19 protein-coding genes are annotated in these 23,252 nt (G+C 39.1%); 8 read left to right on the top strand and 11 right to left on the bottom strand.

The features are described from left to right. Position 1 precedes the first annotated feature (1 nt). Both BTO23_RS11975 and BTO23_RS11970 read left to right on the top strand, forming a co-directional pair. Positions 2–595, top strand: a complete 594-nt coding sequence (locus tag BTO23_RS11975; RefSeq protein WP_105063628.1) for a YfiR family protein — start codon at positions 2–4, stop codon at positions 593–595. Then, entirely contained in the window at positions 592–2,592 is a 2,001-nt protein-coding gene (locus BTO23_RS11970) for a diguanylate cyclase domain-containing protein (protein WP_105063627.1), read from the top strand. The genes BTO23_RS11975 and BTO23_RS11970 overlap by 4 nt, the downstream gene beginning before the upstream one ends. Here the strand turns inward: BTO23_RS11970 and BTO23_RS11965 are convergent. Beyond that, on the bottom strand, positions 2,576–3,898 hold the full coding sequence (locus tag BTO23_RS11965; RefSeq protein WP_105063626.1) for a diguanylate cyclase domain-containing protein: 1,323 nt from the start codon (positions 3,896–3,898) through the stop codon (positions 2,576–2,578). The two genes, BTO23_RS11970 and BTO23_RS11965, sit on opposite strands and share 17 nt — an antisense overlap. 256 nt (positions 3,899–4,154) lie before the next feature. On the opposite strand from BTO23_RS11965, the gene BTO23_RS11960 reads away from it, so the two are divergent. Continuing rightward, complete coding sequence (locus BTO23_RS11960; protein WP_061003359.1) at positions 4,155–4,685, top strand: DUF2975 domain-containing protein; 531 nt, start codon at positions 4,155–4,157, stop codon at positions 4,683–4,685. A gap of 11 nt (positions 4,686–4,696) precedes the next feature. Then, the gene (locus BTO23_RS11955) at positions 4,697–4,909 is read left to right on the top strand and encodes a helix-turn-helix domain-containing protein (RefSeq protein ID WP_005421814.1); all 213 of its coding nucleotides are present in this window, start codon (positions 4,697–4,699) and stop codon (positions 4,907–4,909) included. A 51-nt stretch (positions 4,910–4,960) separates the two neighbouring features. Here the strand turns inward: BTO23_RS11955 and BTO23_RS11950 are convergent, their stop codons facing one another. Continuing rightward, positions 4,961–5,866: a LysR family transcriptional regulator gene (locus BTO23_RS11950; protein ID WP_060991957.1), complete on the bottom strand. Its 906-nt coding sequence runs from the start codon at positions 5,864–5,866 to the stop codon at positions 4,961–4,963. 162 nt (positions 5,867–6,028) lie between these two features. Between BTO23_RS11950 and BTO23_RS11945 the strand changes: the two genes are divergently transcribed. Further along, positions 6,029–6,748 carry an SDR family oxidoreductase gene (locus tag BTO23_RS11945; protein WP_105063625.1) on the top strand — a complete coding sequence of 240 codons (720 nt, stop codon included), beginning with the start codon at positions 6,029–6,031 and terminating at the stop codon, positions 6,746–6,748. 105 nt (positions 6,749–6,853) lie between these two features. Here BTO23_RS11945 and BTO23_RS11940 read toward each other — a convergent pair whose 3' ends face one another. The 6 genes from BTO23_RS11940 to BTO23_RS11915 all read right to left on the bottom strand — a co-directional run bounded on the left by BTO23_RS11940 (position 6,854) and on the right by BTO23_RS11915 (position 14,297). After that, positions 6,854–7,387: a type IV pilin protein gene (locus BTO23_RS11940; RefSeq protein WP_061003355.1), complete on the bottom strand. Its 534-nt coding sequence runs from the start codon at positions 7,385–7,387 to the stop codon at positions 6,854–6,856. A gap of 358 nt (positions 7,388–7,745) precedes the next feature. Continuing rightward, a complete protein-coding gene (locus BTO23_RS11935; RefSeq protein WP_045103503.1) occupies positions 7,746–8,159 on the bottom strand; it encodes a VF530 family protein in 414 nt (137 codons plus the stop codon). 177 nt (positions 8,160–8,336) lie between these two features. After that, the gene (locus BTO23_RS11930; protein ID WP_105063624.1) at positions 8,337–8,885 is read right to left on the bottom strand and encodes a DUF2799 domain-containing protein; all 549 of its coding nucleotides are present in this window, start codon (positions 8,883–8,885) and stop codon (positions 8,337–8,339) included. Between the two features lie 215 nt (positions 8,886–9,100). Further along, positions 9,101–12,163: an efflux RND transporter permease subunit gene (locus BTO23_RS11925; RefSeq protein WP_105063623.1), complete on the bottom strand. Its 3,063-nt coding sequence runs from the start codon at positions 12,161–12,163 to the stop codon at positions 9,101–9,103. After that, the gene (locus BTO23_RS11920) at positions 12,163–13,224 is read right to left on the bottom strand and encodes an efflux RND transporter periplasmic adaptor subunit (RefSeq protein WP_105063622.1); all 1,062 of its coding nucleotides are present in this window, start codon (positions 13,222–13,224) and stop codon (positions 12,163–12,165) included. The genes BTO23_RS11925 and BTO23_RS11920 overlap by 1 nt, the downstream gene beginning before the upstream one ends. After that, positions 13,224–14,297 carry an efflux RND transporter periplasmic adaptor subunit gene (locus BTO23_RS11915; RefSeq protein WP_105063621.1) on the bottom strand — a complete coding sequence of 358 codons (1,074 nt, stop codon included), beginning with the start codon at positions 14,295–14,297 and terminating at the stop codon, positions 13,224–13,226. The genes BTO23_RS11920 and BTO23_RS11915 overlap by 1 nt, the downstream gene beginning before the upstream one ends. Before the next feature lie 243 nt (positions 14,298–14,540). On the opposite strand from BTO23_RS11915, the gene BTO23_RS11910 reads away from it, so the two are divergent. Then, the gene (locus tag BTO23_RS11910; protein ID WP_105063620.1) at positions 14,541–15,260 is read left to right on the top strand and encodes a TetR/AcrR family transcriptional regulator; all 720 of its coding nucleotides are present in this window, start codon (positions 14,541–14,543) and stop codon (positions 15,258–15,260) included. A gap of 75 nt (positions 15,261–15,335) precedes the next feature. Here the strand turns inward: BTO23_RS11910 and manA are convergent, their stop codons facing one another. The 3 genes from manA to mngA all read right to left on the bottom strand — a co-directional run bounded on the left by manA (position 15,336) and on the right by mngA (position 21,408). After that, entirely contained in the window at positions 15,336–16,529 is a 1,194-nt protein-coding gene (gene manA / locus BTO23_RS11905) for a mannose-6-phosphate isomerase, class I (protein ID WP_105063619.1), read from the bottom strand. A gap of 96 nt (positions 16,530–16,625) precedes the next feature. Continuing rightward, on the bottom strand, positions 16,626–19,265 hold the full coding sequence (gene mngB / locus BTO23_RS11900) for a mannosylglycerate hydrolase (RefSeq protein ID WP_105063618.1): 2,640 nt from the start codon (positions 19,263–19,265) through the stop codon (positions 16,626–16,628). Positions 19,266–19,449: 184 nt separating this feature from the next. Next, complete coding sequence (mngA, locus tag BTO23_RS11895) at positions 19,450–21,408, bottom strand: PTS 2-O-a-mannosyl-D-glycerate transporter subunit IIABC (protein ID WP_105063617.1); 1,959 nt, start codon at positions 21,406–21,408, stop codon at positions 19,450–19,452. A 226-nt stretch (positions 21,409–21,634) separates the two neighbouring features. On the opposite strand from mngA, the gene BTO23_RS11890 reads away from it, so the two are divergent. Both BTO23_RS11890 and BTO23_RS11885 read left to right on the top strand, forming a co-directional pair. Continuing rightward, positions 21,635–22,348 (top strand): GntR family transcriptional regulator, encoded by a 714-nt coding sequence (locus BTO23_RS11890; RefSeq protein WP_105063616.1) that lies wholly within the window; start codon positions 21,635–21,637, stop codon positions 22,346–22,348. Positions 22,349–22,363: 15 nt separating this feature from the next. Next, positions 22,364–23,242 (top strand): AraC family transcriptional regulator, encoded by an 879-nt coding sequence (locus BTO23_RS11885; protein WP_061029924.1) that lies wholly within the window; start codon positions 22,364–22,366, stop codon positions 23,240–23,242. Positions 23,243–23,252 lie beyond the last annotated feature (10 nt).

Genomic DNA, 23,252 nt, shown 5'->3' with positions numbered 1-23,252 from the left:
TATGCTCAAAGTAAAAGCACGGGCAAGTTCATTATCACCACCATTTTATGGTTTTTGCCATAAAGTGATGGTGTGCCTGATCCTTTTACTCATTCTTCCAATCAGTAGTTTTTCGCTCCAAGCAAGTAACCAAAATATTCAAGACCATGAGCTAAAAGCCGTTTATCTCTTTAGATTCGTCTTTTTAACTTCTTGGGGAAACTTTGCACCCACAAATAAGCAATTCAACTTCTGCTCAGAAGCGTCCTTAGATGTCAGCTATACCCTAGAAGCTTTAATCAATAAAAAACCGGCTCAAGCCGTTTTTATACCTTATTCATCAGTAAATGATATTAAACAACATCACTGCCATATCATTTATTCAAATTCCAATAACCCACTTAAAATTCAAAAATTTAAAACAGCGCAACCACATGCCATTTTAGTCGGTGATGGAAAACCCTTCATTTCGTCTGGGGGCATGATTGCTTTTATTAAAGTGAATAACCGAATCAAACCCTTAATCAGTTTAGAAAATCTAGCGCCAACTGAACTCTCTTTACGTTCACAGTTACTTTCCGTTTCAGAAATCGCTAGCGCTAAGGAAAAACAATGATCCATCATTGGTTCAGTGCGTTACCACTACGCAAAAAAGTCATTTATCCTATTTGGACACTGTTAACGCTTAGCACCATCATTTTAGGTGCCAGCGTTGCTCATTTTGTTGGAATTACTCACAGTGCAAATTTATACACTCGAACGTCTATTTTAACTCAAGGAATTGCAAGCAACTTATCTGGCGCATTGATATTTAATGATAAGCAAACAGGGTTAGACCAAATGGATGCTCTGTCGTTTGACCCAGAAGTCATTGCTGCCTATGTCGAAGGCGCAAACAAAGAAGTGTTTGCAAAGCTTGATAATTTGCCAAGTAATTGCCAATGGATTAATCAAAATATTAACTGCCATAGTTCTATATTTTTTGCCATCACTCACCCAATAACACTTGATAATGAACATCTGGGAAACCTTACTGTGTGGGCGTCAAAAGACAAGATGTTTAAACAACGCAATCAAATAATCACCATTTTCTTATTCACAAGCGTATTGTTATCAGCATTTGCTTTGTTTTTTGCTCACCGAGTACATCGACTTATCGCAACCCCTTTATTATCTATCTTCCATTCGATGCAAAGTGTGATAAAAAAAGGGGTAACAAACCAACGCTTAGAAGTCATACATCCAGATGAACTTGGCATGGTGACTCGTTGTTTTAATGACATGCTAGATAATCTTAGCCATCGAGATAGCTTATTATCACAAGCATTTCAGCATTTAGAAGATAAAAACCATTATATAAACCAAGTGCTTGATTCTCTTGAACAAGGATTATTAGTTGTTCCCCCAAATAAAAAAATCACTTATTACAATCCAGCTGCTCGTCGATTATTGCCTTATATTACCCATGATGAGCAAGATGCGTCTACTGAACTTATCACTGCCCCACTTGGCGCCATATTCAATGATTTCGAACCTATAAATAAATTATTAGCACTAGAAGAACACATTGAACAACACAAACGTTTAGAACCGATCATAATTCGTCATCAACTGACCAATCAGTTATACCAAGTGTCGACCTACCCTATTGCAGGAGTCAACAACTCACTGATTCATATTGAAGACATCAGTGCTCGTTATCTTGCAGAGCAACGCCAACGCATGGCTGAGATGATTTTCGATCAAAATCCAAGCTCAGTCATCGTATTAACTAGAAAGCTAAACATAGAGACAAAAAACAACGCATTCATTCGCATTTTTGGTGATATTGATAATCTAAACAAGCTTTATTTACGCCAAACTCTCGGCCTGAATTTTTCTGTTTTTAAACAATTACTCACTCATGGATTTCTTAAAATCAATGCCGAAGTCTCTAGCTCTGAGCTATCCAATAACCTGAAAGACACTTCTGCTTGGCTGCCTTGTTTAGTTACCATAAAAACCATTAAGAATAGTGATAATAAAGTTGAATCATTTATCGTTTCAATCAGTGACCAAACTCAAATACTTGAACTTAAAAGACTAAGTTTTGAATCCAATCACGATGCGTTAACAGGATTAGCAAACCGTAAGAATGCATATCAACGTCTAATAAAATCACATCAACAACAAGAATCTGCTTATCTGCTCTTTGTTGATTTAGATGGCTTTAAAGCCGTAAATGATACTTATGGACATCAATGTGGTGATGAGCTATTAAAAGTAATTGCTCAACGACTAACGCACTGCGTTTGCCAAAAGGACCTTGTTGCGCGCTTATCTGGTGATGAATTCTTACTTGGTATTTATTTATCGAAAGAAACATCAACTGAAGACCATAATATTAATACTGTATTGCAGCATATTTTAGATACGATTAATCAACCAATCATAATCAAAAATAACACAGCAAAAGTCTCGGCAAGTATTGGGGTTTATTATTGGGATAAATACAGCAGAAGTGATTTAGAAAGCGCGTTACAACAAGCTGATAAAGCGATGTATCGCGCTAAACTATTAGGGAAAAATCGTTATCATTTAAGACAACAAAGTGAATTTATTTATGAATATTAAGCGGTTGGTCTACGTCTCTTTTAAGCATTGACGGAGCAAACTCACAACAGCTATTGCCTTGCTCTTTTTTCGCTTCGTACATAGCAATGTCTGCAAACTTAATTAGCTCCTCTCCTTTGACGCTATCATCGGGATAAATGGCCACGCCAATCGAAGGCGATATAAGCATCGAAGTCTCGTTAATTATAACGGGGAATTTGAACTGTTCTAACAATTTAGATGTCAGCTTTTTTATTCCAGAATGCTGTGAGATATCTTGTCCTATAACCAAGAATTCATCTCCCCCTAATCGAAAAACTTTATCTTTAGATCGAATTGTTTCAGCCAGAAGTTGTGATGTTTTGATTAATACTTGATCGCCGATATCATGACCTAGAGAATCATTTATCTCTTTGAATTTATTCAAATCTAAGAAGTAAACAGCAACTTTAGTGTTTGTTTTCTCTCCATGATGAATAGCGCATTGCAGCTCAGTATTCACCATACTTCGGTTCTGTAACCCTGTGAGTTCATCATGATGTGCTTTATACGCCAGCACTTCTGCTTTTTCATGTACCACTTCATTCATTTTAAAGAAAGCCGCAAGCAGGTTGCCCATTTCATTTTTTTCTACAACATCTGCAATCTCTAATTTTTCACCTTGTTGCATTTTTTTAGTACTTGAAAGTAAAAGGTTGAGTGGATCAAACAAGTTACGCTTCATAAAGGAAATAGTGGCGATAGCTAAGAAGATTAATACTACGATCTGCATTTTAATTAACGTGACTAATTGCGTTCGATTTTCTTTAAAGTCCCCTTTACGCTTTTCAAGCAATATCATCTCAATGTTGATAAATTGAGTCAGATCAGCTCTTAAGCTATCCATATAATCTTTACCTCGATCTTCTTTTACCACTTTAAGTGCTTGGGATAAATTGTCGTACTGAGTCAACTCTACTGTCAACGCTAATTCATCAAACTTTAGTTTCATTGACTTATCAATATTATCAAGAGCGGCCTGTTGTTCTGGGGTATCTTTGGTTAATAACCTTAGCTCTTGAAACATTTTTTGAGCATTCGACATACCAGTGTAATAGGGCTCTAGATAAGTAATCTCTTGGGTTAACAAATAACCTCGCTGCCCTGTCTCGGCATCTTTCATGCTGCTAAGCAACTTTTCAGAATCAGTAATCACATTATGGGTATGAATCACCCAAGCAAGCTTCTCATCACCATAAGATTCCAATTTAAAGGTCAATATAGAACCAACAATAGAAATAGAGAATAAAACCAAAAGAAATAGAGCTAATTTTAAGCGAACATTCATTATATCAATCCTGATAATAAACATTTAACAATCCGTTATTCTGAATACTAGACCCTATCTACAATACTGACAATAAATCTTTTAAATTAATGGCTCAATGTCATTTTTTCATAAATAAAGATGGTAAATATTCCTTTTTACCTTTAAAGACAAAAAACGTAAGGCGATAACAAGTTATCGTTTTACGATAAATATTTATTGACATTTATTTTCCAGAGCCATATATTCTCACCACAAATAATGATTAGGGAATACCATGAATAACTTAAATAACATTCAATCTTTTAGTTCAAAACTGCTTATTGTCTTTGGATTTGCGCTTGTTGCCTTACCATTAATGGACACTGCCCTTTGGTTTGCCGCAACCCTTTATAACTCACAATCATTCCAAAGTACTTTTCCTATTGAAGTCACTCTTCCACTGTCTTTCACTCGTTCAGCGTTAGGTTATCTGCCAAGCATGCTACCAACGCTATTAACCTGCGCAATCTTATGGCAGTTAATACTTTTATTTCGTTTATACAAGAAAGGGCAAGTGTTTACGCTTGATAACACCATTAGATATCGTAAAATCGCTAACATCTTAATTATGATGCCATTTGTTAAAGTGTTATCAGATATACTCCTTAGTATTGCTCTCTCTTATACTGAGGATAATGTAGAAGGTGGGTTTAACATTTCAGACAGTGAAATCAGTATGTTAGTCGTTGGCTTAATCGTGCGAGTTATCGCGAAAGTGATGGAAGAAGCAAGCCTTATCCGTGAAGAACAAGAACTCACAATCTAGAGACGGTATGTATGCCTATAGTTGTAAACCTCGATATCATGTTAGCTAAGCGAAAAATGCGCTCAAATCAGCTAGCTCAATTAATTGGTATCACTGAGCAAAACTTATCTGTACTAAAAAATAGCAGAGCGAAGGCAATAAAGTTCTCAACCTTAGAAGCCATTTGTAAACACTTGGAATGTCAGCCTGCGGATATTTTAGAATACCAAGCAGAAGAAGAATAATATTCGATAATAAATAGCCATGACTCACTCATATGTGTCTCATGGCGTTTTTTAATTTATGCGAGTAAATAACTCTGAATGCTGTTTCACAAAATCAATAAATGTCCTTATTCGCTTAGGTTGATAACGATCACGATGATAAATGGCTGAGAAATCGACACTAGGGATCACCCACTCTTCAAACACTTGTTCAAGTTTCTTTTCATCCAATTCTTGTTGGCAATAAATCAGAGGTACACGAATTATGCCGTTACCTGCTATTGCACCAGCAACTAATACCCGTCCATTTTTACACTGTAAATTCCCTTTAACCGTCACATCATAATGTTCTTTTGTCTTAATTGATTCAAAATGCCACTTACGCACAGAACCCGTTAGACAATGATGTTGATTTAACTCTTTAGGATGTAACGGGCGGCCTCGTTGAGCTAAATACTCTGGACTTGCTAATGTTCCCATTTCTATGGTTAATAACTTTTTAGCGATAAACCCTGAGTCATCTAATGCTCCCATTCGAAACGCAATATCAAACTCTTCCTCAATCAAATCGACTCGGTTACTACTAAAATCTAAACTGATCGATACATCTGGGTATTGTTTCATAAACGTATTTACGATCTCAGCAATAACAACCTCACCTAAATGCCCACCTACGCAGTTCACTTTTATCTCTCCTTGTACTTTTTCCACATCATCAACAGCAGATAACAGCGCTTGGTCTATAGTATGAAGAGCTTGCTCACACTGGTAGTAAAAATGCTTTCCCGCTTCTGTTAAGCGTAAAGTACGAGTCGTGCGAATTAATAACGTCACGCCCATCTGTTTTTCAAGACTGCTTATTTGACGAGAAACATGTGAGCGCGACACATCAAGGGTTTCTGCCGCTTTGGTAAAATTGCCTAAACGAGCAATAAGTACAAAAGAGCGAATATCAGTAAGATTGATTTGGTTGATCATAAAGCCACCACAGTAAAGATATCCCTTATTGTTGCAGCACAGCAACAGAGTTTCAAGTAAATGACTATATATCAACAATACAAGTCACAGTAATATACCTCCATCGCAACGAAACAGGGTTCTGAGTTCGCTTGCTTATTGAATTTATTGAGGAAATAGAAGATGAAAAAATTAGTTGTTATTACAGGTGCAAGTTCTGGTATTGGTGAAGCAATCGCTCGTCGTTTAAGCGATGAAGGTCACCCTCTACTTCTTCTTGCTCGTCGTATTGAGCGTTTAGAAGCTCTAAACCTACCAAACTCACTTTCTGTAAAAGTGGATGTAACAAACAAAGCGTCTTTTGATGCCGCAATTGCTCAAGGCGAAGCTAAATTTGGTCCTGTTGATGCACTAATCAACAATGCAGGCGCAATGCTTCTTGGTCAAATTGACACACAAGACGCACAAGAGTGGAAGACAATGTTTGATGTAAACGTTATTGGCCTTCTAAACGGTATGCAAGCGGTTCTAGCACCTATGATGGAACGCAACACAGGTACTATCATCAACATCAGTTCTATCGCTGGTAAGAAAACATTCCCAAGCCATGCGGCTTACTGTGGTACTAAATTTGCGGTTCACGCTATCTCTGAAAACGTACGTGAAGAAGTGGCATTATCAAACGTTCGCGTTACAACGATTGCACCGGGTGCGGTTGAAACTGAGCTTCTGTCTCATACAACATCTCAAGACATTAAAGACGGTTACGGCGAATGGAAAGAAAGCATGGGTGGCGTTCTAGCTGCTGATGATATTGCACGTGCAGTTTCTTTTGCTTACCAACAACCTCAAAACGTTTGTATCCGTGAAATTGCTTTAGCTCCAACTAAACAGCAACCATAATAAGTACTAACTAAACGTAACTATATTATAGTTACACTATAAAAAATTAAGTTACAAAAAAGCCAAACAGGGATAATCTTGTTTGGCTTTTTATGGTCTTTTCTTTTATAAGCAAGGTAAAATATCTAGGATATATTCACCACCTAAACTTGTCGGTGGGCCATAACGAATAACACATTGTGTTTTATCATCATGTTCTTTTGGGGCAATAAAAATTTCAACGTTACTAGAACTACCGTCACGTAAAATCTTCCAATCAGTCTCATCTTGATCAGATAAATTAGAAACAAGAATCGGTAACGACGAACTGTCTGCGTCAGGGTAAACATATCTAAAAGTACAGCTATTTGGCCCTCCAACTTCACACCCATCAAACGGGAGATCCTGCTTTGGCAACCCACTGCTTCCATCATCTGCAGTATTAGACACATAAGCTCTATTCTCTAAGCCGGCAATAACCATTGCACCGTATCCAAGCTCTAATGCAGAAGCAATCGCACCTTTCATTCCCTCTAGACGAGCGTCTCTGGCATCTTTTTGTATGCCTAAGAACTTAGGTGCAGCAATAACAGCAAGAATACCTAACAATATAATAACTACGACCAACTCAATTAAAGTAAATCCAACTTGTTTTTTCATATTTATCTTCGTAAAAATTAAACATAGCCTTATAAATTAGCGAGATAATTTACCATTATATAACGCACTAAATATTATTTTTATCATTATTGGTACATTATACCGTCAAATTTAACCCAAATAAGTAATTGAATCGTTAATTTTTAACACTGTCGCAAATTAAGTATAAAAAAACAGCATTTGTCGTTATTTCTCAAAATCAAGATTTTAAATACCAATAATATCCATTGCTTTACCCTAGAGAATGAATAAACACAGGTATAAAAAAAGCCAAACAGGGATAACCTTGTTTGGCTTTTTATTTTTAACTTAACTGAACGTGCCTTTTAATTAACACCCGTTCATTTCGTTATACCAATTAACGGCGGTAGTTACCACCACGGTTTTGAGAACGTGCTTGGTGTGCCGACGCTGATTTAGCTTGAGAAAGCAAAATTGATTCAACCGTCAATTCCATTGGTTCACGAGGCTCAAGACCATGAGCGAATGTGCGTGAACGTGGAGGCATTTGATATTCAAGATCAGACGCTTTAGGCATACGTTTAAAACGATACAAGTAGAAGTTTTCAACCTTCTCTCTTGCCCACTGTGTTTTCTTTAGATATTTAACACTACTCGCCATTGACGGGTTTGTGTTGAAGCAGTTTAAACGCATTGCGGTATCTAGAATTTCCCATCCGTAATGATCAACCAACTCTTGCAGTAAGATTTCTAACTTAAGACCGTGTAATGGGTTGTTCTGTTGCAGTTCAATTCTTTCTTCTTCAGTCATAAGGAATTCCTAAGTATTGGTTATTCAAACAAGGTAAATAGGCGGCGGATTATACAGGGTTATCACGCAAAATATAGCTTTTACTCTTGAAATATTCTCACTCATCATGCTCATGATTTTATCATCATAAAGCACTATTCTAAAAAATACCGCTGATTTCAGCGGCATTGACTATACTTAGTAGAACTCAAATGAAAAGCCATATTGAGGCTTCGCTAGCCGAGTTTTTTCAAACATGAGTCCTATCCGCTTCATATCTAAACGCTTACGTTCTTCTTTTAACTGTTTGCGTTTATCTTTTTCTTTTGAATCAAGAGCATCTAACTGCCAATTTATCTGCTGGAGTTCTGATTCTACTTCAGAGATCTCTTTTTCAATTTGATACGTTTTATAACCAAGATTATATTGCTCTACAAATTCTCCATTTGCACAAACGCCATTATAGTGGTTTCCTGCAAGCCCGACACGATAGCCATTATCAGGTAAACAATAGAGCCTTAACCCTGATTTTTGGCCAACAAACCACTCTTTCTGATCGACACTAATTCCTGCTTCTTTGCACTCTTCTACATATGTTTGAAGTAGACTGTAATCAGAGCCATTCTTTCCATCTTGATAGCCAATGGCTTGCCAGTTTGCATTCTGACACTCTTCTGGTGTCATTGTAGTACAACCTGTAACTAAAGTAGCACTTAGTAGTAGTGCTACTGTTAGGGTTTTATTCATAATATATATCCAAGCGGTTTTATAAAAATCTTAGTTATATTATCAATGGATAGCTTAGGAAGATACCCTTGCTTTAACACCGTCTTCTTAACGAATACCAATTCAAATAAAATAATATTCCTGTCATTGAGGAAAATTAGATATAAAAAAACCAACCACAATAAACTCTAAAGCCATTGTGGTTGGTGAGAAATATTACTCAAGGGCAGTATTTTCTATGTGTGACTTTGTGTTGGGTGCACTTTAAACAAAATCGCAAATATTACAGGTACTACAATCAGTGTCAGAATGGTCGCAAAACCTAAACCCGCCATGATAGTGATCGCCATTGAGCTAAAGAACGCATCAAACAATAATGGGATAAGCCCTAGTATTGTCGTTAACGCCGCCATACTCACTGGGCGCACACGGCTGATCGCACTATCTACTATCGCTATGTATGGGTCTTTTCCTGATGCTAATTCAAGGTTGATTTGATCAAGCAATACAATGCCATTTTTCAAAATCATACCGCTCAAGCTTAATAAGCCTAAGAACGCGGTAAAGCTAAACGGCATATTAGTACTCAATAAACCAAACGAAACACCAATAATAGAAAGCGGAACTGTAAACCAAATCACTAGCGGCTTTTTAAAGGAGTTAAACAGCAACATTGTAATGATAAACATGAACAAGTAGCCCATCGGCAGCGAACCAAATAAAGACTCTTGTGCATCTTTTGATGATTCATATTCGCCACCCCATGTGATCTCATACCCTTCTGGCAATGGCATTTCCATTACTTTCGGGTGAATTCGCGCGAATAAACTTGCAGGTGTGTCGTTACTTAATAAGTCATGATCAGCCATGACCGTAATAGTGCGTTTTCTGTCACGGCGCTGAATAAGAGGCTCACTCCAATCCAAGTTTACACCATCGATCACTTGATCAACTGGAATATAGGTTTGCAGTGACGGACTCCAGATCTTCACATTTTGTAGTGATTCAAAGTCCACACGCTCTGATTCAGGTAAACGAGTTACAATCGGCAATGTATGTGTACCATCACGTAGCATACCTAGCGTTGAACCACCGAATGCCATTTGCAATGTGTTGGATAAATCTTCTTTTGAAATCCCTAAACGACGTGCTTTTGATTCGTTAAATTCAGGTGTGAGCTCTTTTGTTCGTTCACGCCAATCGTGTCGAATATTACGTGCACCAGAGTCGGTTAATAATATATCTTCAACATTCGTTGCTAGCTCACGCAGTATTTGTGGATCAGGCCCCGAGATGCGCACTTCTATTTTAGAAGCTGGCGATGGACCAAATTCCATCATTTTGAATTGGAATGTCGGCTTATCAAACGTTTTATCTAATGAGTTAGTCAGGCTTTCTAACAAGCTGAACATCGATTCACGATCAGTTGAACGGATCTGGAATTGCGCATAGGCTTCGTAGCTTTTTTCTGGCTGATACGTCAGAGCAAAACGCTGCATACCTTGGCCAATAGAGGCTGACACAAACTCAATATTACTTTCTTTATTGATATAGCTTTCGACGGCCTCTGCTTGCAGAATAGTTTCACGAATATCTGTACCTTCTGGCATCCACATATCTACATAAAACATTGGCGTGTTTGATGCGGGAAAGAATTGCTGCTTCACATTACCAAAAGCAATCACCGCAACCACAAGTAGACCAACCAATGACGCTACGGTTAACCAACGAAAGCGCAGAGCAAACTTCAGTGAAGAACCAAACACCGTGAATAAGAATCCTTTATATGCTTCCTCTTCTTCTCCAATATTTTTATCTTCTTCTTTCAGTAATAAATTAGCTAAGAATGGCGTAATTGTAATTGCTGTTACCCAACTTAAAAATAGCGAATAACACAGCACCCAATACAAATCGCCCATGAACTCGCCAGTGGCATCTTCAGACAGACCAATCGGAGCAAATGCCGCAATGGCAATCACGGTTGCACCCAATAAAGGCCATTGCGTTTGTTTTACAATATCTGCTGCTGCTTGAACTTTAGTGCGACCTTTTTTAAGACCAACTAAAATCCCCTCAACCACTACAATGGCATTGTCTACTAACATCCCTAGCGCAATAATTAATGCACCCAATGAGATACGGTGAAGATCAATGTTGTTGTAACTCATTAGAATAAAGGTGCCGAATACGGTCAGTAGTAATACAACACCAATAATCAAACCACTTCGCATACCCATTGCAAACAATAGAACGACGATAACAATCGCAACCGCTTCACCTAAACTGATAATAAAATCACGAACTGACGTATCAACTTCTTGTGCTTGGTTATAGAAATAGCTCAATTCTAATCCAGCTGGCTTAATGGATTCTAAATAGGTTAATTCTTCTTGAACACGTTGACCAACTTCAACCACGTTTACGCCAGATGCGAACGACAAACCGATATTTAATGCATCTTTACCGTTAAATCGGATCACATTGCTCGGTTTCTCTTGCGTACCACGGCTGATAGTTGCTACGTCTTTCAAGCGGATCAAATTGCCCGTATCACGACCATGAATAATCAAGTCTTCTAACGATTCAATTGTAGTTAATGTGCCGCTTGGACGAATAGTTAAGCTCTCACCATTAACCAATACTTCACCCGCCTGAACCACGTTATTTTGTTGGTTTAATAGGCCAGCCACGGTGTTCATGTCTAGGTTCAGTGCCGCTAAGCGATCGAGTGAGATCTCAACAAACAGCATTTCTTGTTGATCGCCCGCGATAGACACTTTACCTACGCCATCAATCAGTTCTAATTCACGCGTTAATGTGTCGGCATAACGTTTTAGTTCAACATAGTTATAATCGTCACCCGTCAGCATCATCATTACGCCAAACACGTCACCAAAATCATCAATGATCTGTAAAGATTGAACCCCTTGAGGCAAAGTTGGTTTCAAATCATTAATTTTACGACGCATTTCATCCCAGATCTGTGGCAATTCATCTGGACCGTAATCCATCTTCATACTCACCATGATCTGTGACATTCCATTAGAGGACGTCGATGTGATTTTATCGATGTAAGGTAATTTACGGATCGCTTTTTCTAACGGATACGTTAGCTCTTCTTCTACTTCTTTTGAGGTTGCCCCCGGATAAGTAGAAATAATCATCGCATCTTTAATCGTAAAGGCAGGATCTTCTAAGCGACCTAAATCTAAGAATGAGGTGATACCACCAATAGTTAGAATAACAATGAATAGCCAGCTAATGACTTTGTTTTTTATCGAATATTCAGCAATGTTCATTATTGTTTATTCTCCACTAATGTTACTTTTTTGCCTTCACGTAATTTTCGTAAGCTTGAGTTGGCAAGAACATCACCTTGAGTAATACCAGAAGCCACAATTGCCCCTTCACCGTTAATTTGACGAATGGTTACTGGCACTTTAACGGCTTGCCCATCACGTATGATCCAGACATAAAACAGACCAGCTTCTTGCCCTGCTTGCAATGCCGTTACTGGTACATGGTAGCCATCTATTGATGAGATCCCTGCTTCTACCATATCTACATTCACTGTGGCACTGGTACCCGGTAAAATCTCGGTGCTCGGTTGAGGCATGGTTAAGTACATTTCATAAGTTTGGGTTTGAGCATTTGGCTCACTGGTGTGCTCCAAATACTCCATTGAATAGGAGTCAGATAAGCCAACAAATGTAGTCACCGGATGATAAGAGTCTCGATTCGTTTCAGGATTTATCATGGCCAACACGTTATCTGAAAGATCAATACGCACATACACTTTATCATTTTGATACAAACTCAAAATTGACTCACCAGCGGCTGCTCGCTCAAACTGCTCTTTATAGACATCAAGCACTTTGCCGTTAAATGGCGCAACAAGATAAGTATAAATTAATTGGTTTTTTGCTGAACGATACGTCGCTTGTGCCAATTCTCTATTCGCAAATAACTCATCAAGCTCTGCTTTTGAAATCATAGCGCGACGGTTCAATTCTTTACCGCGTTGATACTGTTTTGACGCTAGCGAATACTGCGACTTAGCATCGTTAACTGCTTGTTTTACCTTGCTGTCTTCTAGTTTTGCAATGAGTTGGCCTTGTTTAACCACATCTCCGGCTTTAACTAGTACTTCTTGGATTTCACCCGTAACTCGGAATGCAATAGGCGTTTGCTCAGCAGGAACAACTTGGCCTTTAAAAGAGCGAAATTGTTGAGTCACAGGCGTGCCAACTGTAAAGCCTGAAATATAAAGAGGCTCACTGGTTTCTGTTACCTTTTCTTCTTGGCAACCCGTTAGCATAAAGAGAGACAGAACCAATAATGAATATAATGAACGCTTCATTAAATACCTTCCTCACGTTGCCATGCTTTTACTGTTTGACCTTCAACAAGGCTATCAACACCAGCAATCACAACATAGTCGTTTGCATTTAAACCTGATATCACTAGCCCTTGCTCGTTTAAAGGTAACGTCGCTTTAGTGACGGTATTTGTTTCGTAATCCATTAACCACACTTGCCCTTGGTTGGTATTTTTATTTACCCACGCACTTTGGGGAAGTTGCAAATAATCAGAGCTTTTCTGTTTTGGAATATGAACCTGTCCAGTCATGCCTGTTAATAAATTACGCCCTTCTGGCAGGGCCATAGTCACAATGGCTTCATAACTGTTCGTGTCTAAATTAGGCTGTGTTGAGATCTCTTTAAATCTACCTTTAATTTGATTGTTAGGTTCATTATCCATCGTCACCCACATATCACTACTGGTTAGAGCTGGAATAGATACAGAATCCACATAACTAATAGGTAAGGTTACCGACACATCCAATGTTGAGTTATCAATCAGGTTTAAGATCTCTTGTTTTTCACCCACAATTTGATGCGGTTTTACGTAGGTATACGAAGTAATGCCCGAGAAAGGCGCGTGAATTTCGGTATAACTTAAATCCGTTTTTGCTTGTTCGTAATTTGCCAGCGCTGCTTGATATTGTGTCTCACGCTGATCGTAATCATTGGTACTAATAAGCTTCTTACTATACAAACTCTTAGCGCGACTCCATTGGGTTTTTGCTAATGAAAATTGCGCTTTCGCTGCATCCAATGCCAGTTGTAAATCGTTTGGATCTAATGACGCCAATAACTCACCTTTAGTTACCGCTTGCCCCATTTTCACTTTAATATCAGAGACTTCACCACCCACTTGGAATGACAATTGTGCTCGATACGTAGCATCAATACGCGCAAGAAACGCGTCAGAATCCGCCATTGCTAAATCTTTTACTGATAATAATTTTACCGGTTTAATTGTTTGGTCCGTTGTTTCCGATACGGCCTTTTCACAACCAGTAAGCATTCCTGACAGACTTAGTGCCATTACAGCTCCTAGGAATGTGCGCTTTATATTTTGTTTTCGCACAAGTATCTCCACTCATATTATTTACTACACACCCGTGCAGTATAGTTTTAATTTGAAGTAGATCAATATATTTTACACCTGTGCAGTAAAATAATTTAAAAGTGCATTTTTAAGTACGCGTTAGGCGCTGAACTTGGTATGCTTAGGCCATAAATACGTACTAGGCTGTTCAGAAACCAGTTCCATTAGCAACAATTAATGCGTATATATTGGTAATTCATAGCAAAAAACTAAGGGCGAATAATGACAGAGAAAAAGCAGGGAAAAAGAAGTACCGAAGCTGCTGAACAAACAAAATGTCAAATCTTAATGGTTGCGGCAACGATGTTTGGCGAGCTAGGTTACGAGCGTGTATCACTGCGTAATATCAGTGAGAAAGCGGGCGTTTCCCATAGTCTTATTCGTCATCACTTTGGTAGTAAGGATATGATTTGGAAAGAAATAAGTGATGCTTGCGATGCTCACATGCAAAGCTATCTTCACGCGATTATTGCCTCACTTCCAGAAGATAAATCTCCCAGTTATCGCATTTACCTGTTCATCACTAAACTGTCTGCATTTACGCTGATGAATCCACAGCCGATCAAAATGATTGCTGATGCGATCCGCCAAGATGACAATGCATTACTTGAGTATTTCTTAAAAACCAAGTGTGAATTTGAAGCCATATTTAAAGATCTCTTTGAAGAATACAACCAAGCCAATCCAGATGGGAAACTCGATATTTGGGAAACCAAATGGCAAATGTTGATTTTTTCTCATGGCGCATCAAGCTTAACGCCAATGATGTCTGAAACCTGGCCACAATTTGCAGATAACCATGAAAAACTGTTATTACAGCACTGGAATTTATTTAACCAAATCATGGCTTCAAAGTTTGCGATTACAAAAGAAGAGATGCTTTGTCCAACTCACCTTAGTGAATTATTGGTTGATGTTCAGTGCCCGTTAGAGCAGGAATAAAAATACGCATAAAAAAACCTCTATAATTAGAGGCTTTTTACATTAAAATTAGTAAGTTAAATACGTAGTAGGTAACTAATTATAAGCTCGAGCTAGTGTGCCTTTCCCTTTACAGCTATAAACATCTGCGTTATTACACACAAAGACCGATTGTCCCGCGTGTAGTGTAATCACCGAATCGTCACTTTCAATAATCACTTCCCCTTCAATACAAAAGAGAATTTCAGCACCACGAACATATTGTTCAGCACTCTCTTCAACCACTTCGATAATTTCAAAACCAAAATCATCAACAGGGATCGGGTAACTCTGTTTACAATCTTTTTTTATCGGGAGTAAACGAATGTCATCAAATGAAATAGAGTGGAACTCGGTATGAGAAATCAGCTCTTCAATGTCCATGTGTTTCGGCGTTAACCCAGCTCTTAATACATTGTCAGAGTTCGCCATGATCTCTAAACCTGTGCCTTGGACATAAGCATGGGGCGTTGCTGCATGTAAAAACATCGCTTCACCCGGCTCTAGTTCAATCACATTCAACATTAATGGCGAAAACAGCCCTATATCGTCAGAAAATTCTTCACTAAATTCCACAACCATACCGAACGCCTCGCGCGCTACTTTGGTTTTGGCTTTAATATCAGAGCCTTCAATCAGCTGCGCTAATGCTTCGGTTTTGTCTTTACCTGTCAAACTCATTACCGTAGTAAAGAAAGCTTGTAAGCCACTGCTTGTTGGCGAGCCTTTTAATTGAGCGACTGCCTCAGATAATATCGAGACATTGGCTTGTTCAAAAATAGAGACCATTTCAGCAATAGGACGAAAACCATTCATTGCTCTATAAAACGTCAGTGCGTATACCAACTCTGGTTTATGATTCGCATCTTTGTAATTACGGTTAAATGCACCCAGCTCAATACCTTGTTGGTTTTCTTTCTCAAAACCTAACTTTGCATCGCTCAACTTTGGATGAACTTGCACCGATAATGGCTTATCTGCGGCTAATACTTTAAATAAATAAGGTAAATCACCAAAACGTTGATGCGTATAACGACCTAATGTTTCAATCGGGTATTTTTTTATTAGATCTGACAGCAACTCACCTGTTGCTTCCACTTTTGAACAACCTTTTGGATGTGCTCCCATCCAAATTTCTGCTTGAGGTTCACCTGCTTTATTTTCTATGCCAAACAATTGTTGAATAGATGTCTGACTACCCCATGCATAATTTTGAATCACATTGTCTAACTTAAATAAATTTGCTTGCATCGTACTACCTAAAAACCAGTCACAAGTGTTAGAAATCTATTGGCCTTCTCTGCAAAACAATAAAAAGAGAGAAGGCAAATACATTATGAATAAGAACTAGAAAGTCACCTTAAAGGATTTTGCTTGGCAGGGGGCTACCACTCCAAAACGCTCAACTTGAGTTTCTGTTGCTAATGCTTTCTCATCCATTTGAACTTCAGACCACATCATTACATTTTGAGTAAAGCTCACGCCGTCTTCTACTTCACCCACTTCCGCAGGGTTGTAGACTCTCAAAATTAATGCATCAGAATCTTCTGCTTTTTTCAGTACACTTAATACCGTGCCTTTTTTCTCTTTCTCTAATAAGCTGAACGTTAATGGCAGATTTTGTTCACCAACATTAAGCTTCATTGCGTTGTATGGGATCTTGTTATAACACTGAATTGGTGTCACGTTATCACGCGCTTCGGCCATTACATTTGCATCAATGTGATTGCCAGCAAAACCAAACAATGCAAATTCACACACTATTTTTCCACGTGTTTGAGAATCTGGTGTTGGGATCTTAATACCCGATGGACGACCTGGACGAGTAAGTAAATTCTCTTTACCTAACACGCCAACCCCTCTAAATAACGTCAATGCTAACGTGTCACGCTGCTCACTATGTGAAGCAATCACTTCAAACTCACGCAGACCATTTGTCATTACGGCCATGCCTGAGGTGCCATTTTCAAGCGCTGCAAAATTCATTAGCTGATAAATAGGGATTGGTGCTTCTTTCCACTTTTCTTCTTCCCATACTTCCATCGCAGGATCATTCGTTGGGCGAGTAATAACCCCAAATTGATTATCTGCAACAACGGTGTCGGTAACAAATTTCGTTGGAATTAACACTCGAACTCGGTGATCATCCGCTTGGTTATCCATCTCCATACGTACTTCAATACGACGAGAACCTTGCTTCAATACCACTTGGCAATCCATATCCACGAATGCATCTTGGTTTGAACGTGATTCACGCGCTTCTAAGTTAGTAGGCACTTGCATACGTAACTTGATTGAAGCAACTGACTGATAACCTTCATGTTTAATGCTTTTTTCTGCGGTAAACTCATCAGAGTGAATCAACCATTCTTCACGAGAAGGTGAATAATCGTATTCATCACCATCATCAGAGCCATCCTCTAAACGCAATACTTGCTCAAACGTCTCTTTTGTTTCTTTATCGAAAATATTTAATGTGCCGTTGCTGTTCACATCAATGCGATAGAACTCATTTTCCATAAGGTAATCTTTTTGCGCTGCAACTTTTACACGCCCTTCTTCATTTGCCTGAATATGAAGGGTCGTAAAGCCCATTGCTGGTACCATTTGATTAATTTGAATGTCGTATTCAATAAATGGGTCGTAGTTACCGTAATGCACAATTTGACGGTCAATTTTACCAGGGTCAATCTCGCGTTGGTCTTGAATGAAGTACTCAACTTGATTGCCTTCATCATCAAAAATAGAAAACTCTTGAGCACGAATAGTAATTGTTGTGTTAATCACTTCTTCACGAACGTAAGGCGATAAGTTGAAGAACGCCAATTTGTCACAACCTTCACGAGCAGGCATGTGATCAACAATTTTACGTTTGTAGAAATTAATCAGGTTAGTCGCCATGTCATCAGCAAGAATGTAGCGGTTTAAAATCTCAGCGTGAACCTTGTCTGAACAACAACAGCCAATCGAGTCATGCGCATGGTTTTTCATGCTTTCTTTCCACATTTTCTCGATCAAACCGTGGTGATATTCAAACCCTAATGTCCATGCAATAGACGCTAATGGCTCAAGAATATTGACGATCTTATTCTCGACTTCAGCATGAATAAGTTTAATGTCCATACGTGTTGATGAAATACTGCGGTGAACACGCATGTACTTGCCATCATTAAACTCGCCTTTAATGGTATCAAGTTGATCACGCATGCCTTCGATTTTTTCAAACACATCTTCAAAGCGGCTCATCATAAATTCACGATCAGGGTAAGCCGAACGCAATGTGTCCATCACTTCAAAAATATTGTTTTGAATTGGCATTTGGTCGTGACCATTTGGCAATAAAATATCTTTGGTTACTGATGCCGTTTCTAATACTTTAAAATAAGTATCTAGTCGGCTGCGTAGTGCTTCTTCATCTTCAGGTAAGTACTTACCAATCGCGTAGCCCAATGGCAATACTTGTGCCGTTACTTCACTGCCATCGTTTGACTGCCATAAAAATTCGGTTTTATTCGTGCCATGACGCTCGGAACAACCACGCCAAAACATGGTGCGATTGATGCCAAAACCGTTATAAATCATTGGCAGTTGAGAGCTCATTGAAAATGAATCAGGCAGGTAACCAATCTTCATTGGGTTGCCTAATTCTAAACAATCTCGTAGACCATACATCATATTACGAACAATCGATTCGCCTGATACTTGCATCGTATCCGTTTGAGAATACCAAGGGCCAACAATCAGTTTATCGGCTTGAACCAGCGCTTTCACTCGTTCTTTGTGTTCTGGTTTAATCGCAAAGTAATCTTCTAATAACGCGGTTTGACCATCTAATACGTAATATTTGTAGTCTGGATCCGTTTCCAGACGGGTCATGATTTCTTCCATGTTATTAAGAAGAAGAATGCGAGACTCTTCTGTTGTGAAATACCATTCACGATCCCAGTGCATGTGTGGAGTAATATGAACGCGTGATGTAGTAGTCATAATTTTTTACCTGATTTTCTCGCCGCTTTACAGCCGCAATAATGAAATTAATGTCGTTTAAATAAATCGAGTGTGGAGCCTCTCTCATTTAAAACCCCGTGATGTATCGATAACGTCGGAAGTTTAGATGAGAGGAGTATCGAGAAACTTTAGGGGGAAACCCGATACTCCAATCGTTTTATCGTTAGTTCTGAGTTGCTGCTGTTACTTTTTCAGACTTTTGCAATTCAAGCTTTCCCTTCTTTACTGCGTGGCCTCTCCACATAATAAGAATTGATGTTGAAATCACCGTACCAATTAGAGCTGCGCCGAGCCAAACTGCTGCCGCTGTGAATGAGCCTAAGCCACCATCTTGTAATAGGAAGAGCGAGAAGATGCCTGCACCCGGTGTAGATAAACCAACACCTGCGGCACCAACCATTGCACCAGTTACAATAGAACCCACAAGGAATGAACCGATAACACGAATAGGATCTTCAATCGCCATTGGAATCGCACCTTCAGTAATACCCGCAAGGCCAAGTAGCCATGTTGATTTACCCGTTTCAATTTCAAAATCTTTGAACAAACGAGGCGCTATCATGGTTGACGCCGTTACCGTAAAGGCTGACACCATTTTTACTGAACCGAAGATGGCGTAAGGGCCATAAACACCATTCGCCATTGCACCTAAACAGAAGGCATAAGCGGCTTTATTAACAGGACCACCTAAATCGAATGAAACGAAACACCCTAACACTGCACCAAGTAAGATGGCATTAGTACCTGACAAACCATTTAGCCAATCCGTTAAACCTTGGTTTAAAAACGCAACAGGCTTACCAATAACGAATAACATTAAACTACCAACGACCAAAGTACCGATCACAGGATAAAGATAAAACGTAAGGAAACCGTTGAATGCAGGGGCTAGGCGAATATTTTCTTTCACCCAACGCATCACATAGCCAGCTAATAAGCCACCAACAACACCACCAAGGAAACCCGCACCAATCAAGTTAGCCGCAAGACCCGCAGCAAAACCCGGACCTAACGCCGGTTTATCTGCAAGAGAATAAGCCGTATACGCTGCCAACACTGGAACCATTAGCGTGCCAAGCAAGCCACCACCTAATTTACGGTACATCCATAACCATGAACCATCCGTCGCGTACAGCTCTTGTAAGTCAAAAATTTGAGCAATAAGAACGGCAACCGCAAGCACTGTACCGCCAGCGATGATCAATGGTACGGCAAACGAAATACCACTTAATAAGGCTTGTTTTAATTCTGTTTTCAGTGGTAATTTTTTAGGCTTGTCGTCTGTTGCTTCCACAAAATCGGCAGAACGCCCTTTTTTACTTTCTTCTATCGCGTCATTAAGAATGCGTTCGGCATGACGAATAGGCTCTGCAACTGGTATTTCAACTCGTGGAATACCCTTGAATCGCTCAACGTCTTTAATCGCAACTTCCGCTGCAAAAACACACGCGACGGCTTTATTCAATTGCTCGGCAGTAATACGATCTTCAATACCATTTGCGCCTTGTTTTTCAACATGGACGTTATAACCAAGCTTCTTCCCTGCTTTTTCAAGGTATTCCGCAGCCATATACGTGTGTGCAATACCTGCTGGGCACGCGGTTACGCATACAATTGTCGGTGCATTTGTATCTAAGTTGTATGATTCAATTTCTTTTTCTTTATGCCCATCAAACAGAGCAAAAATCTCTTCTGCTGTGGTCGCATTTAATACGGCTTCACGAACGTCATCATCCACTAAGGTTGTCGTTAATTCCGTCAGTAAATGCATGTGAGTAGAACCCGCTTCTGCATTAGGAATCGCAATTAAGAAAATAAGGTTTACGTCTTCGTCCTCATCTTCATCAACGCCTTTCCACTTTAGATCTCGCGTTAAGGTTGCGACGGCAAATGCGGCTTCTTTTACCGCATCAGTTTTTCCATGAGGTACTGCTAACCCTTCACCTAACGCGGTTGGTCCTTCTACTTCACGAGCAAATACAGCCTCTAAATATTCATCTTTATTATGTAACTTGCCTTGTTGCTCTAATTGGTCAGCAAGTGCATAAATCGCTTCTTCTCTGCTATTAAATGTAGTTTGCAGATTAATGAGCGACTTATTTGTAAGAGTAGTCAGTTTCATAACCTTTGTCCCATGTCACGAATGAGTGTTTGTATTTTGTAACGGAAACAATAATACCTTTTTAATACAACTTATCTGTGACAATTATCACAACCATCACAATTTGTATTAAAAAGGTATTACCTATAAATCAAATACAAATGGCATTAATTCTTGTCTTATTACCTTTTATTCGTATGATACAAGTTAGTGTAGACAATTTTTACAGTAAAATTACGAGGTTTTAATGGCAAGACTCCCAATGTATCGTCAAATTGCTGATGCTATCCGAGAGAAGATAAGCCAAGGTGAATATAAAGTCGGTGAAGCACTTCCAAGTGAAGCGCAATTACGAGAACTATTTTCTGTTAGCCGAGTGACTATCCGTCAAGCATTAAAACTATTAATAGAAAATGATGAACTCGAAAGTGTGCAAGGCAGTGGTACTTACGTAAAAGAGAACAAAGTAAATTACGATATTTACCAACAATCGAACTTTCAAGAGAAGTGGGCACATTTAGATGTAGCAACTCACAGCGATGTATTGGCGTTTGAGATTCAAAAAGCATCACTCGTAATGGCAGAGCATTTAGATATTGCAGAGAACGAACACATGTTTTACGTAAAACGTGTGCGTTATATTGATAACAACCCGATTGCTGTCGAAGAAACGTGGTTACCAGTTGCTCTCTTCCCGGATCTGTCTTATCAAGTCATGCAACAGTCTAAATACGATTTTATTGAGAATACCAAAGGGTTAACAATTGATCGCAGCGAGCAAGAACTAGTGCCAATTCTGCCAACCAAAGACATTGCCGATTATCTGAATACAGAAGAAGGCGTGCCTATTATTGAAAAACGCAGTCGAGGCTATTTAAAGGGTGACATCGTCTTTGAATACAGCCGTAACTTTATCTCACCAAGAGATTATAAATTTACCTTGGTTGCAAAACGTCACTAATAAAAAAGGACAGTTATGAATATCCCTAATGTTGGTTTTAATCACGACAAAAGCAATAATGCTGAATTAGAGATCATCGAACTGTCTTCTTTGTATGAAAGAACCTCCCTGTCTCATGATCCGGAAGCTCCGCACCGCGTGTCTTTTTTCATGTTCCTTTATATTGAGGAAGGTGAAGGTACTCACATGGTGGATTTTCAAGAATACCCTTTCCGTGCCGGTTCGATGATATTTGTGCAGCGTGAGCAAGTTCATGCGTTTGATTTGTCATCAAAACCAAAAGGCAAAGTGTTGCTATTTACCCAAGCCTTTCTTGATAACGTCCATACCAATATGCGTTTGCCAAATTACACCCCAACGCACCTTAACCAACAACACACTCCATTGCTTTGTCTAGACGCAGTAAACAATAAGCGCAGCCAAACGTTGATTAATGAGATAACCACCGAGATCAAATTAGACAATTCAGACCCCTTGCTTATTATGTATTTATTCTCTGCATTGGCGCTGTTGCTGCACCGCTTACGCCCTGAAATGCGTCACGATAAATTATCGACAGAACAAAGCCTCAAACTCGCTCGCTTCTTTACCCTAATGCAAAAACACTTTGGGCACATCCGTGATGCCAATTGGTACGCAAACCAAATTAACACCACGTATAAAACGTTAAACCAAGTGTGCAAAGTCGCCACTGGGTTAACCGCAAAACAGATGATAGATGCCTTTACTCTGATTGAAATGAAACGACGTTTAATAGTAACTAACGCCCCTTCTCAACAAATCGCCTATGATTTTGGCTTTGAGGACGCCAGCAATTTTGTAAAGTACTTTAAAAAGCAGACTTCCCTTACCCCTAATCAATTTCAAAAGAAATACACCACACCTAAGTTGTAAGTTTATCGGG

Source organism: Aliivibrio sifiae (genome assembly GCF_002954715.1).
Taxonomy (GTDB): domain Bacteria; phylum Pseudomonadota; class Gammaproteobacteria; order Enterobacterales; family Vibrionaceae; genus Aliivibrio; species Aliivibrio sifiae.
The sequence above is the reverse complement of the archived record's forward strand: the minus strand, read 5'-3'. Positions and strand labels throughout refer to the sequence as shown.

Excerpts from the sequence above, each read along its gene's own strand:
- BTO23_RS11975 (WP_105063628.1), top strand. The coding sequence starts at position 2 with ATGCTCAAAGTAAAAGCACGGGCAAGTTCATTATCACCACCATTTTAT.
- BTO23_RS11970 (WP_105063627.1), top strand. The coding sequence starts at position 592 with ATGATCCATCATTGGTTCAGTGCGTTACCACTACGCAAAAAAGTCATT.
- BTO23_RS11965 (WP_105063626.1), bottom strand. The coding sequence starts at position 3,898 with ATGAATGTTCGCTTAAAATTAGCTCTATTTCTTTTGGTTTTATTCTCT.
- BTO23_RS11960 (WP_061003359.1), top strand. The coding sequence starts at position 4,155 with ATGAATAACTTAAATAACATTCAATCTTTTAGTTCAAAACTGCTTATT.
- BTO23_RS11955 (WP_005421814.1), top strand. The coding sequence starts at position 4,697 with ATGCCTATAGTTGTAAACCTCGATATCATGTTAGCTAAGCGAAAAATG.
- BTO23_RS11950 (WP_060991957.1), bottom strand. The coding sequence starts at position 5,866 with ATGATCAACCAAATCAATCTTACTGATATTCGCTCTTTTGTACTTATT.
- BTO23_RS11945 (WP_105063625.1), top strand. The coding sequence starts at position 6,029 with ATGAAAAAATTAGTTGTTATTACAGGTGCAAGTTCTGGTATTGGTGAA.
- BTO23_RS11940 (WP_061003355.1), bottom strand. The coding sequence starts at position 7,387 with ATGAAAAAACAAGTTGGATTTACTTTAATTGAGTTGGTCGTAGTTATT.
- BTO23_RS11935 (WP_045103503.1), bottom strand. The coding sequence starts at position 8,159 with ATGACTGAAGAAGAAAGAATTGAACTGCAACAGAACAACCCATTACAC.
- BTO23_RS11930 (WP_105063624.1), bottom strand. The coding sequence starts at position 8,885 with ATGAATAAAACCCTAACAGTAGCACTACTACTAAGTGCTACTTTAGTT.
- BTO23_RS11925 (WP_105063623.1), bottom strand. The coding sequence starts at position 12,163 with ATGAACATTGCTGAATATTCGATAAAAAACAAAGTCATTAGCTGGCTA.
- BTO23_RS11920 (WP_105063622.1), bottom strand. The coding sequence starts at position 13,224 with ATGAAGCGTTCATTATATTCATTATTGGTTCTGTCTCTCTTTATGCTA.
- BTO23_RS11910 (WP_105063620.1), top strand. The coding sequence starts at position 14,541 with ATGACAGAGAAAAAGCAGGGAAAAAGAAGTACCGAAGCTGCTGAACAA.
- manA (WP_105063619.1), bottom strand. The coding sequence starts at position 16,529 with ATGCAAGCAAATTTATTTAAGTTAGACAATGTGATTCAAAATTATGCA.
- mngB (WP_105063618.1), bottom strand. The coding sequence starts at position 19,265 with ATGACTACTACATCACGCGTTCATATTACTCCACACATGCACTGGGAT.
- mngA (WP_105063617.1), bottom strand. The coding sequence starts at position 21,408 with ATGAAACTGACTACTCTTACAAATAAGTCGCTCATTAATCTGCAAACT.
- BTO23_RS11890 (WP_105063616.1), top strand. The coding sequence starts at position 21,635 with ATGGCAAGACTCCCAATGTATCGTCAAATTGCTGATGCTATCCGAGAG.
- BTO23_RS11885 (WP_061029924.1), top strand. The coding sequence starts at position 22,364 with ATGAATATCCCTAATGTTGGTTTTAATCACGACAAAAGCAATAATGCT.